The sequence below is a fragment of the Streptomyces sp. NBC_00582 genome (genome assembly GCF_036345155.1).
Taxonomy (GTDB): domain Bacteria; phylum Actinomycetota; class Actinomycetes; order Streptomycetales; family Streptomycetaceae; genus Streptomyces.
In genome coordinates this window covers 6,310,793-6,323,949 of record NZ_CP107772.1, presented here as the reverse complement: position 1 = coordinate 6,323,949, position 13,157 = coordinate 6,310,793, and the positions used below count along the sequence as shown (strand labels likewise).

Annotated in this window: 14 protein-coding genes; 6 read left to right on the top strand and 8 right to left on the bottom strand. The window is 71.0% G+C overall.

Features of this window, described 5'->3' with window-relative positions; all coding sequences use genetic code 11:
* Window positions 1-113: 113 nt before the first annotated feature.
* From OG852_RS28485 to rsmI, 6 genes are all read right to left on the bottom strand, one after another.
* Entirely contained in the window at window positions 114-1,007 is an 894-nt protein-coding gene (locus tag OG852_RS28485; RefSeq protein ID WP_330349374.1) for a 4-(cytidine 5'-diphospho)-2-C-methyl-D-erythritol kinase, read from the bottom strand.
* Window positions 1,004-1,888, bottom strand: a complete 885-nt coding sequence (gene rsmA / locus OG852_RS28480) for a 16S rRNA (adenine(1518)-N(6)/adenine(1519)-N(6))-dimethyltransferase RsmA (protein WP_133912295.1) — start codon at window positions 1,886-1,888, stop codon at window positions 1,004-1,006. Before rsmA ends, OG852_RS28485 begins: the two co-directional genes overlap by 4 nt.
* Before the next feature lie 33 nt (window positions 1,889-1,921).
* Complete coding sequence (locus tag OG852_RS28475; protein WP_133912294.1) at window positions 1,922-3,313, bottom strand: ubiquitin-like domain-containing protein; 1,392 nt, start codon at window positions 3,311-3,313, stop codon at window positions 1,922-1,924.
* A 117-nt stretch (window positions 3,314-3,430) separates the two neighbouring features.
* On the bottom strand, window positions 3,431-4,309 hold the full coding sequence (locus OG852_RS28470) for a TatD family hydrolase (RefSeq protein ID WP_330349373.1): 879 nt from the start codon (window positions 4,307-4,309) through the stop codon (window positions 3,431-3,433).
* 68 nt (window positions 4,310-4,377) lie between these two features.
* Complete coding sequence (locus tag OG852_RS28465) at window positions 4,378-4,776, bottom strand: hypothetical protein (RefSeq protein ID WP_330349372.1); 399 nt, start codon at window positions 4,774-4,776, stop codon at window positions 4,378-4,380.
* A 269-nt stretch (window positions 4,777-5,045) separates the two neighbouring features.
* A complete protein-coding gene (gene rsmI / locus OG852_RS28460) occupies window positions 5,046-5,918 on the bottom strand; it encodes a 16S rRNA (cytidine(1402)-2'-O)-methyltransferase (RefSeq protein ID WP_330349371.1) in 873 nt (290 codons plus the stop codon).
* A gap of 106 nt (window positions 5,919-6,024) precedes the next feature.
* On the opposite strand from rsmI, the gene OG852_RS28455 reads away from it, so the two are divergent.
* Window positions 6,025-7,800, top strand: coding sequence for a dolichyl-phosphate-mannose--protein mannosyltransferase (locus OG852_RS28455; RefSeq protein WP_443064572.1), 1,776 nt, complete (start codon window positions 6,025-6,027; stop codon window positions 7,798-7,800).
* Window positions 7,801-8,028: 228 nt separating this feature from the next.
* Window positions 8,029-9,144 carry a hypothetical protein gene (locus tag OG852_RS28450; RefSeq protein ID WP_330349370.1) on the top strand — a complete coding sequence of 372 codons (1,116 nt, stop codon included), beginning with the start codon at window positions 8,029-8,031 and terminating at the stop codon, window positions 9,142-9,144.
* Between the two features lie 130 nt (window positions 9,145-9,274).
* Here the strand turns inward: OG852_RS28450 and OG852_RS28445 are convergent, their stop codons facing one another.
* Window positions 9,275-9,823, bottom strand: a complete 549-nt coding sequence (locus OG852_RS28445; protein WP_330349369.1) for a UTRA domain-containing protein — start codon at window positions 9,821-9,823, stop codon at window positions 9,275-9,277.
* Between the two features lie 14 nt (window positions 9,824-9,837).
* Entirely contained in the window at window positions 9,838-10,614 is a 777-nt protein-coding gene (locus tag OG852_RS28440; RefSeq protein ID WP_330349368.1) for a GntR family transcriptional regulator, read from the bottom strand.
* 679 nt (window positions 10,615-11,293) lie between these two features.
* On the opposite strand from OG852_RS28440, the gene OG852_RS28435 reads away from it, so the two are divergent.
* Genes OG852_RS28435 through OG852_RS28420 form a run of 4 tightly spaced genes read left to right on the top strand, consistent with a single transcriptional unit; the run spans window position 11,294 to window position 13,098 of the window.
* Window positions 11,294-11,563, top strand: coding sequence for a DUF6284 family protein (locus tag OG852_RS28435; RefSeq protein WP_330349367.1), 270 nt, complete (start codon window positions 11,294-11,296; stop codon window positions 11,561-11,563).
* A complete protein-coding gene (locus tag OG852_RS28430) occupies window positions 11,560-12,444 on the top strand; it encodes a protein spdB (RefSeq protein WP_330349366.1) in 885 nt (294 codons plus the stop codon). Before OG852_RS28435 ends, OG852_RS28430 begins: the two co-directional genes overlap by 4 nt.
* A 22-nt stretch (window positions 12,445-12,466) precedes the next feature.
* Window positions 12,467-12,784, top strand: a complete 318-nt coding sequence (locus OG852_RS28425) for a hypothetical protein (protein WP_330349365.1) — start codon at window positions 12,467-12,469, stop codon at window positions 12,782-12,784.
* On the top strand, window positions 12,781-13,098 hold the full coding sequence (locus tag OG852_RS28420) for a hypothetical protein (protein WP_330349364.1): 318 nt from the start codon (window positions 12,781-12,783) through the stop codon (window positions 13,096-13,098). The genes OG852_RS28425 and OG852_RS28420 overlap by 4 nt, the downstream gene beginning before the upstream one ends.
* Window positions 13,099-13,157: the final 59 nt, after the last annotated feature.

Below are 13,157 nucleotides of genomic sequence, written 5' to 3'. Positions count from 1 at the left end.
CTGCCGGGTGAGGGGCGGGGCGCGAGGGTGCGGTCACTCTTCGTGATGACGTGATCGGCGAAGGGCCGCTACCGTCTGACCGCCATCGACGAACTCCCGACCGCGGCCGCCCCTCAGAGCACCGTCGCCCCCGCCGCCGGCGCCGTCGCCACCCGCACCGTGCGGCAGGTGCCGGAGACGCGCAGGGCCTCGGCCACCGTCCGAGCCGCCCCCGGATCACGGACCAGGAAGGCCGTCGTCGGGCCGGAGCCCGAGACCAGCGCCGCCAGCGCGCCCGCCCCGCGCCCCGCCGCCAGCGTGTCGGCCAGTTCGGGGAAGAGGGAGAGCGCGGCGGGCTGAAGGTCGTTGGAGACCGTCGCGGCGAGCGCGTCGGGGTCGCCGGCGGCCAGGGCGTCGAGGAGCGCCTCGGAGGCGACCGGCTCGGGGATGTCGAGCCCCTCGGCGAGACGGTCGAACTCACGGAACACCGCCGGCGTCGACAGCCCCCGCTCCGCCATCGCGAACACCCAGTGGAAGGTGCCGCCCACCTCCAGCGGTGTCAGCTTCTCGCCGCGCCCGGTGCCGAGGGCCGCCCCGCCGACCAGGCTGAACGGGACGTCGCTGCCCAGGTCGGCGCAGAGGTCGAGGAGTTCACCGCGGGGCGCCCCGATGCCCCACAGTGTGTCGCAGGCCAGCAGGGCGGCCGCCCCGTCCGCGCTGCCGCCCGCCATGCCGCCGGCCACCGGGATGTCCTTGGCGATGTGGAGGTGGACGCGGGGGTCGCGGTCGTAGCGCTCGGCGAGGGCGAGCCCCGCGCGGGCGGCGAGGTTGGTGCGGTCCAGGGGGACCTGGGCGGCGTCGGGGCCCTCGCAGGTGACGCGGAGCGCGTCGGCGGGGGTGACGGTCACCTCGTCGTACAGGCCGACCGCGAGGAACACGTTCGCCAGGTCGTGGAAGCCGTCCGGGCGCGCGGCACCGACCGCGAGCTGGACGTTGACCTTGGCGGGCACGCGGACGGTGACGCTCACGCTGGGTTCTCCTGCCGGCTTCGGGGTGTGTTCTCGGCGATGCGGGCGAATTCCTCGACGGTCAGCGACTCGCCGCGCGCCTGCGGGGACACCCCGGCCGCGACCAGCGCCTCCTCGGCCGCCGCCGCCGAACCGGCCCAGCCGGCGAGAGCGGCCCGCAGCGTCTTGCGCCGCTGGGCGAAGGCCGCGTCGACGACGGCGAACACCTCGCGCTTCGACGCGGTGGTCTTGATCGGCTCGGTGCGGCGGACCAGCGAGACGAGCCCGCTGTCGACGTTGGGCGCCGGCCAGAAGACGGTCCGGCCGATGGCTCCGGCCCGCTTGACCTCGGCGTACCAGTTGGCCTTCACCGACGGGACGCCGTACACCTTGGAGCCGGGCGCGGCGGCGAGGCGGTCGGCGACCTCGGACTGGACCATCACGAGGGTGCGTTCGATGCCCGGGAAGGTGTCGAGCATGTGCAGCAGGACGGGGACGGCCACGTTGTAGGGGAGGTTCGCGACCAGCGCGGTCGGCGCGGGGCCCGGGAGCTCGGTCACGTGCATCGCGTCGGAGTGCACCAGCGCGAACCGCTCCGCGCGCTCCGGCATGCGCGCCGTGATCGTCGCGGGCAGCGCGGCGGCCAGGACGTCGTCGATCTCGACGGCCGTGACCCGGTCGGCGACCTCCAGCAGGGCGAGCGTGAGGGAGCCGAGCCCCGGACCGACCTCGACGACCACGTCGTCGGGGCGGACCTGCGCGGTACGGACGATACGGCGGACGGTGTTCGCGTCGATCACGAAGTTCTGGCCGCGCTGCTTGGTGGGACGCACACCGAGGACCGCCGCGAGTTCACGGATGTCTGCGGGGCCGAGGAGGGCGTCGGGGGTGGGGCTGCTCACGGGACAAGGGTACGGGGGCCGGCGGACGGTCCCTCACCCGTGCAGCCGCGCCCCGCAGTGCGGCCAGGGACTCGCCCCCCGCCGTACGTACAGCTTCTTCGCGCGGAGCGTCTGTTCGGCGGCCGGTGCGTCCTGGGGCCGCCCGCTGCCGCCGAGGCTGTGCCAGGTCCGGGTGTCGAACTGGTACAGCCCCCCGTACGTCCCGGAGGGGTCGACCGCGTCGGGGCGTCCCCCGGACTCGCACGCCGCGAGCCCCCGCCAGTTCAGGCCGTCGGCGTCCCCGGCGGACGTCGGCAGCGGTTTCGTGCCGACCTTCACGAGCTGCGCGCGTGCCTCGCGCACCACCTCCGTCCTGGTCCGCCGCGGCTTCTGCCGTACGCCGTTGACGGTGCGCAGGGCGTAGGTGATCCGGCGCAGCCCCGTCCGTCCGGCCCGCTCGACGACCTCCGTGCCCCGGAAGAGGGCGGGGTCCTCGGTGCGCCGCACCTCGAACGGGATGGGCTCCTCGAGCACCTCCTTGCCGCCGGTGATCCGCAGGACGGTCACCGTCTGTCCGTCGCGCGGGAAGCTGCCGGGCGCGACGGAGGTGGTGTCCTCGCCGCGCAGGGTGATCCCGGCGGCCTCGACGGCCTCGCGGACGGTCGCCGCGTTGGTGCGGATGGTGCGGGCGCGCCCGTCGGCGAGGACCGTCACGGAGCGCTCGGTGCGCACGTCGAGCGCGAGCCCCCCGCGGCCGATGCGCCGGGTGCGCGCGACGGAGAGGTACGCGCCGTCCGCGCGCACCCCGAACTGTTCGAGCGCCTCCTCCACCGTGCGCGCCGTCGTCCACAGCTTGTGCCGCCGGCCGTCGAGGGTGAGCCGTACCGGCCGCCCGTAGTGGACCTCGACCTCGTCGCCGCTGGTGAGGGCGGTGCCGGGGCCGGGCGCCACCACGTCGTGCGCGCCGAGCGGCACGCCCTCGTCCGCGAGCAGCTCGGTCACGTCGTCGGCGAAGGTGTGCAGGGTGCGCGTCCTGCCGTCGACGGTCAGCTCGACGGACTTGTCCTGGGCGACGAAGGCGGTGGTGCCGCCGGCGAGGAAGGCGACGACGAGGGCCTGCGGCAGCAGCCGGCGTACGGCGGAGTCGGGGCGCTCGACCGCCCGCGCCCGGCGCCGGCGCGCGGCCCGCCGTCCCGCTCTCCCCGCGGGCACCGGTGCGGCCCGGCGCGGCAGGAACGGCCCCGGCAGCTCCAGCGTGTCCACGGGCCGCGGCACCTCGTAGGCGGGCCGGTAGGTGTCGTCGTGGGGCGGCCACGGCGGCCCGTAGGGGGCGTCACCGGCCCCCGGCCCCGTGTACACGCCGTGGGCGACGGTCTCCGCGTTGTGCAGGTCGACGTACGTGTCGCCGCCTCCGTACGGCTCGTGGTACTGCTGCGAGTTGCTCACGCCGACACGCTCCAGGGGTCCTGGGGGTCCAGATCGGGCCCCCAGAACCTAGCGGAGAGGCGGTCACTCTCCAAAGCGGCGCAGCTACCCGCAGTCACGTTCGGGTGACGCGTCCGCTCAGTAGGCGAACGCGCGTGCGGTGTTGGCGGCGAGCGCCGAGGCGAGGGTGTCCTCGTCGAGGTCCCGCACGGCGGCCATGGCACGCACCGTGACCGGGATCAGATAGGGCGCGTTGGGCCGGCCGCGGTAGGGCGCCGGGGTGAGGAAGGGGGCGTCGGTCTCCACGAGGACCAGCTCCAGCGGGGCGACGGCGAGGGCGTCGCGCAGATGCCGGGCGTTCTTGAAGGTGACGTTGCCGGCGAAGGACATGAAGTACCCGGCGCGGGCGCAGATCTCCGCCATCTCGGCGTCACCGGAGTAGCAGTGGAAGACGGTCCGCTCGGGGGCGCCCTCCTCCTTCAGCACGCGCAGGACGTCGGCGTGGGCGTCGCGGTCGTGGATGACGAGGGCCTTGCCGTGCCGCTTGGCGATCTCGATGTGGGCGCGGAAGGAACGCTCCTGGGCGTCCTTGCCCTCGGGGCCGGTGCGGAAGTAGTCCAGTCCGGTCTCGCCGACGGCCTTGACGGGCCCGAGCGCGGCCAGGCGGTCGATCTCGGCGAGCGCCTCGTCGAGCGCCGCCGCGCCCCCCGGCGCTCGCGCGCCCTGCCGGGACCAGCCGTCGGGGTCCCCGTGCACGATCCGCGGGGCCTCGTTCGGGTGCAGGGCGACGGCCGCGTGGACGTGGTCGTGGGCCGCCGCCGTCTCGGCCGCCCACCGGGAGCCCTTGAGGTCGCAGCCGACCTGGACGACCGTGGTGACCCCGACCGACGCGGCCTTCGCGAGGCCCTCCTCCACCGTGCCGGACTGCATGTCGAGGTGGGTGTGGGAGTCGGCGACCGGCACCCGCAGGGGCTCCGGCAGCGGCGGCGCCGCGTTCTTGTCGCTGGAGGAAGGCATGCCCCGATCCTACGAAAGGGGCACGCCCCGCCCCGGCCCGCGGTCCGCCCCCGCGGGCCGGGCCGCGCTCAGCCCGCCTTGCGGAAGGGGTGCAGCAGGTCGGACAGATGCCAGTGGTGGGGTTCCCCGGTCTGCGCCGGCACCTCGGGCACCTCCACCGGTCCCGCCGGGGGCACCACGCGCGCGCGGCGGGCCGCGCCCTGCACCGACGACACCTGTCCCGCCCGCATGATGCGCACCACGTGCCCGTCGCAGTTCTGGCACGCGGGCCGGCTCAGCGGGGACGGCACGATCCGCCCGTCCGCCACGTACTGGACGAACTCGTGTCCGCCGGCGTCGATGTGGTGCTCTATCGCGTACGACTGCTCCCAGCCGTGGCCGCAGCGCATGCAGGCGAAGGAATAGGACTCGTTGACCACGGCGGTCGCCCCGTTGCGAAGGCCGGTCTGCCCTGTGATCTCACTCATGGCCAGCTCCTGTTGTCCGCTGGAGGGACGTGTCACGTCCCGTCATCCAGTGGATGCCTCGCCCCGGCCGAATGGCACCCGATCTGTGCAGTGTTGAAGCCGATTTGGGCGTCCCTTGCCACAAGCCCCGGCGCCCTTTGCCCGCACATGGGGCGCACGCTCATCCGACATGCGCCCTGCTCAGAGGGGGTGTGGGCGGGTTCACAGAAGCGATGCGCGGTACGTCACACCGCACGGCTCGGGAGTCACACCCCCGGCCCCCTCCCGCCTCACAGCCCCCCGGCGTTCTTCGCCGCCACCACCGCGTCGAACACCTCGCGCTTGGGCAGTCCCGCCTCCGCCGCGACCGCCGCGATGGCCTCCTTGCGGCGCTCGCCGGCCTCCTCGCGCACCCGCACCCGCCGCACCAGCTCGGCCGCGTCGAGCTCCTCGGGACCGCGCTCGGGCGCCCCGGAGACGACGACGGTGATCTCCCCCCGTACGCCCTCGGCCGCCCACGCGGCCAGCTCGCCGAGCGGACCGCGCCTGACCTCCTCGTACGTCTTGGTCAGCTCACGGCAGACGGCGGCCCGCCGGTCCGCTCCGAACACCTCGGCCATCGCGGCGAGGGTGTCGTCGAGCCGGTGCGGGGCCTCGAAGTAGACGAGGGTGCGGCGCTCCTCGGCGACCTCCCGCAGCCGCGACAGCCGCTCGCCCGCCTTCCTCGGCAGGAACCCCTCGAAGCAGAACCGGTCGACGGGCAGCCCGGACAGCGCGAGCGCGGTGAGCACGGCGGACGGACCGGGCACGGCCGTGACCCGGATGTCCCGCTCCACGGCCGCGGCGACCAGCCGGTACCCCGGGTCGGAGACCGACGGCATGCCCGCGTCCGTGACCAGCAGCACCCGCGCGCCGCCCAGCAGGTCCTCGACGAGCTCGGGCGTACGGGCCGACTCGTTGCCCTCGAAGTACGACACGATCCGCCCCTTGGGCGTGACCCCGAGGGCCTGGGTCAGCCGGCGCAGCCGGCGGGTGTCCTCGGCGGCGACGACATCCGCCCCGGCCAGCTCCTCGGCGAGCCGCGGCGGGGCGTCGGAGACGTCGCCGATGGGGGTGCCGGCGAGGACGAGGGTTCCGGGCGCGAGAGCGGGCGTGTCTGTCACGTTCCCCATCCTCCCAGGCGCCGTGTGCCCGCTGCGACGCCCGGCATGACCGGCCGACTGGGCCCATGCACGGGACTCACACAGCCCCGTTCCCTACGATGGCGCGGTGACCAGTACCGCGTCCTCCATGGACTCCACGGGCTCCACTGACCACCGGCCCGCACCGACCGCGCACGACGACCCGCACGACCGGCGGCCGTCGTCGTGGCAGCAGCGGCTGCGCCGCTTCGGGTACACGGCCGAGCCCGCGGCCGATGTCCGTCGGACGCTGGTGCCGCCGTACACGCAGCCCAGTCCCCGGCTGTGGCAGACGCTCGGACTGCCGCCGGTGTGGGCGGACCGGATCGCGCGCTGGTCGGGCTGGGGCGGTCCGCTGCTGGTCACACTGCTGGCGGGCGTCATCCGGTTCTGGGACCTGGGCAACCCGAGGAAGGTGATATTCGACGAGACGTACTACGCCAAGGACGCGTGGGCGCTCGTCCACCGCGGGTTCGAGGTCAACTGGGACAAGAACGCCAACGATTTCATCCTCTCCTCGGGCGGTCATGTCGCCGTGCCCACGGACGCGGCGTACGTCGTGCATCCGCCGGTCGGGAAGTACGTCATCGGGCTGGGCGAGCTGATCTTCGGGTTCGATCCGTTCGGCTGGCGCTTCATGACGGCGCTCCTGGGCACGCTCGCCGTGCTGCTGCTGTGCCGGATCGGCCGCCGCGTCTTCCGCTCCACGTTCCTCGGCTGCCTCGCGGGCACGCTGATGGCGGTGGACGGGCTGGCCTTCGTGATGAGCCGTACCTCGCTGCTCGACGGGGTGCTGATGTTCTTCGTGCTGGCGGCGTTCGGCTGTCTGGTGATCGACCGCGACCGGGCGCGCGCGCGGCTCGCCGCGGCGCTGCCGCCGGACGTGGACGGCCGGGTGCGCCCGGACGCGCACATCGCCGAGACCGCGCGCCTGGGCCTGCGCCCCTGGCGCTGGGCGGCGGGCCTGATGTTCGGTCTGGCCATCGGCACCAAGTGGAACGCGCTGTACATCATGGCCGCGTTCCTCCTGATGACCCTCCTCTGGGACGTCGGCTCCCGCCGGGTGGCCGGCGCCCGTCACCCCTACCGGGCGGTGCTCCGGCACGACACGGGCCTGACCTTCCTCGCGACGATCCCGGTCGCCGTCGTCACCTACCTGGTCTCCTGGACGGGCTGGATCCTCTCCCCCGCCGACGGCTCGGGCGGCTACTACCGCAACTGGGCGGCCACCGACGGCAGGGGCGGCGCCTGGACCTGGCTGTTCCCCGACTGGTGGCGGAGCCTTTGGCACTACGAGCACGAGGTGTACGAGTTCCACACGCACCTCACCTCGCCGCACAACTACCAGTCGAACCCGTGGAGCTGGCTGGTCCTCGGCCGCCCCGTCTCGTACTTCTACGAGTCCCCCTCCCCCGGCACGGACGGCTGCCCCAGCGACGCGGGCGAGAAGTGCGCCCGCGAGGTCCTCGCGATCGGCACCCCGCTGCTGTGGTGGGCGGCCTGCTTCGCGATCCTCTACGTCCTGTGGCGCTGGCTCTTCCGACGCGACTGGCGCGCGGGCGCGATCGCCTGCGGCATCGCCGCCGGCTACCTCCCGTGGTTCATGTACCAGGAACGCACGATCTTCCTCTTCTACGCCGTCGTCTTCCTCCCCTTCCTGTGCCTCGCGGTCGCGATGATGCTCGGCGCGCTCATCGGCCCACCCGGCTCGACGGACACCCGCCGCGTGGCCGGCGCGACGGGTGCGGGCGTCCTGGTCCTCCTGATCGCCTGGAACTTCATCTACTTCTGGCCCCTGTACACCGGCACCGCGATTCCGATCGACTCGTGGCGGTCGCGGATGTGGCTGGATACCTGGGTGTAGCTGGGCAAACGCACCGATGGCCCGGCGACCGACGCCGGGCCATGGTGGTCGTTGTTGGTCGTCAGTGGTCGTCGTTGGCCCTCCTCGGACGGCCCGGAGACGGCCCAGCCCACGCGATGAGTGAGCGCACTCCGCTGCCTGTTGACCTGCGGGGCGCGGGCTGTGAGGGCTGAGTGCCTCCATGAAACGCCTTGCGTCAGCGCGTCATGCATCCAATAACATCGCGGGGTGACGAACGCGCCAGTCTTTAGCGAGCCGGACAAGCCGAGCGATGACCCCTTCAACGAAGGGGTGAAGTGGCTGCGCTCGTCGAGCGCGCCGAAGGCTCGCGCGTCACGGGAGATCATCAATAATCTGTACGCCAATTTTCCCGACCGCAATAACATGCTTCGAAGTCGCCTGTGCGGCGACGGGGAGAATGCAGTCCTTCAAGCCTGTGACGAACTGTACGCACATCACCTCCTCTCGCAGACATGCGAAGCGCGGTATGAAGAAGATGAAGACAGTCCGGACTTTCGCCTCTACCAAGCATCCAGCTATGTCGCGGGCGCCGAAGTACTCACACTCTTCCCCAATAATGCGCTGGGCTCCCAAGCCACCCGAAACCAGGCTTTGACCCTAGAGATCAATCGCAGGGTTCCCCTGACCTACTGGTACCTCTCCTACGAGGTTCGCAGGTGGACCAAGCAGCCGCGCCCAAAGGACGTCGCGAGATGGATCAAAGAGACAATCGTCAGTCTCGGCGTTCCTCAGCCCACACCAAATCTCGCAACTCACCGTGCCACCTACTCAGCCCCCGAAGCGGAACTTTCTTTCACATTCTTTCCGCGCTCGACCACAACACCACCTAGCCCATCCGCTCGAATCGTCGCGGCGAGTCCCTGGCTCGGCGGCATACTCCAGCACGAGCGCAGAATTCGCGACAGGCTGAGTCAGAAAGTTGGCGCAAAGTACGACCATCGCAATCGGCCCTTCGCGGTGATCATGTGCATTCGCGACCTGCTCTGCGACACTGAAGATATCGTAGACACTATCTATGGGCACGATGCCATTCCCCTAGAAGGGGAGGGCACTAACACCCCTCAGTCGGCCCAAAAGATCAACGGAATCTTCGGCGTTTCGCCAGCACATCCCGAAGGGCGAGTCCGACGCTTGAGTTGTGTTTTCGTCTTGATGCGGGGGTGGATGCCGCTTTCAAAAGAACCCCCGAAAGTCATCCGTCTGGATAATCCGTGGGCGCGGCAAGCATTCCCTGATGGCCTATTGGATCCCGACTTTCATCTTGCTGTCCGGGGTCAAGGTACCGAGATGTTCATGGAGTGGGTCCCCCAGCTCGGCGAGTGAACCCGTTACTTCCGGGACCGCGCATCCCGCCCGAGACAGATAAGATCAGATCAATGCAAGGCTGACGCATACGGGCAGCAGGAATAGCAACGGCCCGCACTTCGGTGCGGACCGTCGCTATTCACGGCACTTAGCTGATCGGCGGGCTGTAGCGCAGGACCCAACCGGGGCCAGGACGGTGGACGGTGACCTCAACAGCGCGACCAGTCTTCGTGTAACCGGTGTGCGTGATCTGAAGCAGGTTGCTACCGACCTCAACCCCGAACGCCTCAGCTTCGACCGAGGTCGCCGCATACAGCGTGACTTCCTCAATGGCTTCGGTCTGCTCGTATCCCGCGTCGCGCATCCGGCTGATGATGCCGCCGAGACCCGGGTCAGGGTTCTCGATGCCGGCGGCCTCTGCCACGTCCGCAGGGACGTACGAGTCGGCAAGCTGAACCAGGCGGTCACCGTCGTACATGTGCCTGGCACGGATCACGGTCTGGTCGGTGGCCGCGATGCCGAGAAGTTCCGCGACCTGAGAGGGTGCGACATCCCGACGGATCGCGGTTTCCACACGGGGAGTGCCCCCGAGTCGCTTGATCTCGGTCTCGAAGGCGCCACGGCTTTCGCCTGCCTCGCGACGCGCCGTGCGGTAGCGCTCCGTGGCGTCACGGACGATGGCGGTGTTGCTGCTCACTTCGGTCTTTCCTCTCAGACGGCGGGCTTGTCGATAGGCCACTCGTAGCTGAGTGACCACAGGGTGATGGGCATAACGTGCACGCAGACCTCAACAGCCTTGCCGCTCTCAGTCAGGCCGACATGGGTGATCTCGTAGACCAACCTGTCGGCCGAGATGCCGAGCGACTCGGCTTCATCCTTGCTCGGAGGCCGTACGTCGATGGACTCGCGGATTCGGGTCTGCTGGTAGCCGAGTTCAGCAAGACGGGACTTGCTTCCGCCGTCGCCGGTGTCCTGCTGCTCCAGTTGCGTACCGAACGCCACGTCACCAGGGAAGTACGAGGTCGCCACCTGCACGACGGTGGCATCAGCACGCATGACCCGCGCTCGGACGAGTGCCTTTGCCGCGTGATGGATGCCCAGAATCTGGGCAACTCGCTTCGGTGGGCGCTCCCGGCTGATCACGGTTGACGCGCTCGACGTCATCCCGAGCCTGGCAATCTCAGCCGCGAACGCGCCCCGCGCGCCGGCCTCTTCCCGGGCCGACTTGATGTAGCGGCCCGTTCCATCCCGGTGGATCTTCCCCAGGATGGGAGAGACGAACGTGCCTTCACCCCTGCGGGAGATGATCAGACCCTCGTCTTCCAGCACCCGGTACACGTCGCGCGCGGTCTGGTAGGCGACGCCTTCGGATTCCTGAAGCTCCCGAACCTTGGGCAGCGCAGAACCCGGGGGATACACCCCCTCCAGAATCTTCGCCCGAAGCTCAGCGGCAACCCGCTGGACCTTCGGAACCTTGATCTCTTCCACGCCTGACTCCCTTGGTGTGTGACTCGCGACCTCAGTGTTGCAGAACTAGTCCTACAAAGATAGCCGGGATCTCTCCGCAACCGGGGGAACGATCCCCAGACTTCCTGAACTAGTTCTATTGACGCCCGCTCCGGAGCGTGCCTTAATCATCACAGCGCACCGCAGAACTAGTTCAGCGGAGCGACAGGAGGGGCCTTCTTTGGGCTGCTCCGACAGGGTGGGGAACGCTGCAAGACCACCCGCTAAGGCCCAGGTGAAACAGGGTTTCGGCCCGTACTGGGGAGGTGGCCCGGCGACCGCGAGCAACGGCCGGAGAGTGGGGACGTGATCCCCCTTGCAGTGATGTTCCGTGCCCCTTCGACCCTGGGAGTTCCGATGCTTCGACGAACCCTTTGGGCGTCGCCGTGATGGACCGGCCGACGGCGCCTGTGCAACACCCGAGCGAGTGAGCGGAGCGCACGCGCTCACGGCCGAACCGGTCCGCCCCCTACCTGCCATCGCAGCAGCTAGCGCTGCGGCCGGTTGCCTCCCCCGCCCGTCCGACCGCGCTTCGCGTGCTGGCCGTACGGGCGGGGTGGCAGGGAGCCGGAAGCTCTGGTCTCCAACGGCGCGCGGCCCCGGGTCTGGACACCCGGGGCCGCTGACGGGCCGTTCATCCCTGTGAGAGGAACACGACCCAATGAAGCACATCGTCACTGTTCAGGACGCTGTTACCGCGTTCGCCGACTGGATGGAGCCGACCAGCGCTGAGCTGGACGCGATCGAGCTGGAGTCCCCCGTCATCCTGGCGGAGGTCGACCTGTTGGACGCGCAGATCAAGACCCTCGACCGCCCCGTGAACGAGGTCGACGCCCGCCGCATCCGCAGGGCCCGTAACCGGGTCCTGACCGCGCGGCGGGACCTGGCCAACCGCACGGCCGGCGCGGACGCGCCCGGCGGTGCGGCGTGAAGGCACGGACCGTGCTGCCCGCCGTCGCAATGACGGCGGTGTCCATGGTGCTCACCCTCGCCGTGGTCGTGATGTGGCTGGGCACCGCGATGCCGTGGCCCGTCGCCCTGGTCGTCGGTCTGGGCATCGACGGCGGATGGCTCGCCACCCTCGCCTACGAGCGCCGGTTGGCCGCGCAGGGCGACCACAGCCGCGCGGTGACCGCCGTCGGCTGGTCATTCGGGGCAGTCGCCACGGGCGTGCTGGTCGCGCACGCGCTGATGGCCGACCACTCGCGCGGCGCGTGGCTGGCCGTGGCGTGGCTACCGGTCGCGGCAAAGTCGCTGTGGCTGGTGCACGGTCTGTGGGAGCGCACCGCGCTGACCCCGGTAGCGCTGGACGCCATCGCGGGCATCCAGCAGGAAGCGCGCGACGAAGCGGCCGTGGCCCGTGCCCGCCTGCGCGCCGAAGCGGCCACCGAAGAGACCCGGCTGACGGCCGTGACGCAAGCGGGGGCGCGCGTCGCACGCGTCCAGGCCCGGACCGCCGAAACCCTCGCCGACGCGTGGTCGACGCTGGAGACGGCGCGGCGGGGCGAGGACACGGGCAGGGCGCTGACCAGCGTGACGACCCGCGTCACACCCGACGTCACACCCACGTGGGAGCTGCCCGTGTGGGGCCCTGTGGAGCCGGTTGCCGCGCTCCCGCCGGGGGACGGCAACGCCCTCTCGGACACGGCGCTTGACGCACTGGTCGACGAGATCCGGCACAGCGAGACACCCGCTCTGTCCTACCGCGAGATGGCCATCCGCTTCCGCACGGCCGGCCACTCCGCATCCGAGATGCGCCTTCGCGCCTCGTGGAAGCGCGTCGTCGCCTACCCCTCCCGCTCCGCACCGTGACTGTCTGAGGAGTCCTGAAGCCATGGGCAAGCCCGACACCCGCAGCATCGACCGCGAGATCAGCAAGACGAACCGCAAGCTGGAGGCGGTCCGCCGGGGCGAGATGTGGCCCCTGAACAGCAGCGAGCGGCGCGCCGTCCTCGGGGCGCTCGCCGGGGGGTCGTACCGGGTCCTGCGCGGCAAGAGCACCACCCGGCAGGAGAACCGGCTGGAGTCCGTCTCGGAGCAGGCGGTCACCCGGCTGACGGCCGAGATCACCGCGCTGCACATCGAGCGTCAGCGGATCGTGCGCGAGTACGCCGCCGCCAAGGCCGCGAAGAAGTCGAACGGGTGGTGGTGAGCGTGCCGCCCGCCGACGGCCGTTGCCCGGCCGCACACCCGGACGACCCCACCCCCTGCATCGGTCCCGCCGTGGTGACCGTGCTCGACCGCTTCAACGCGGGCGCGGACGGCTGCGAGCACCACGGCGCCCGCCTGCTCGCCTCCCTCGACGGCGCACGCGTCTACGCCCTCCCGCACGCCCCGCCCGGTACGGCCGTCCGCGTGTTCAGGGCGGCCGACGGTATCCGCCCGTTCTGCTGGTACGAGGACGTGCCGCGTACCGATCCGTCCCAGCTCAGCCGTGCGGAGAACCGCGCCCGCCACGGCCGCTGAGCCACCCCCGCCCGGATCGCCGGGCGGGGCACTTTCGCAGACTTCCCGCCCCGCCCCGG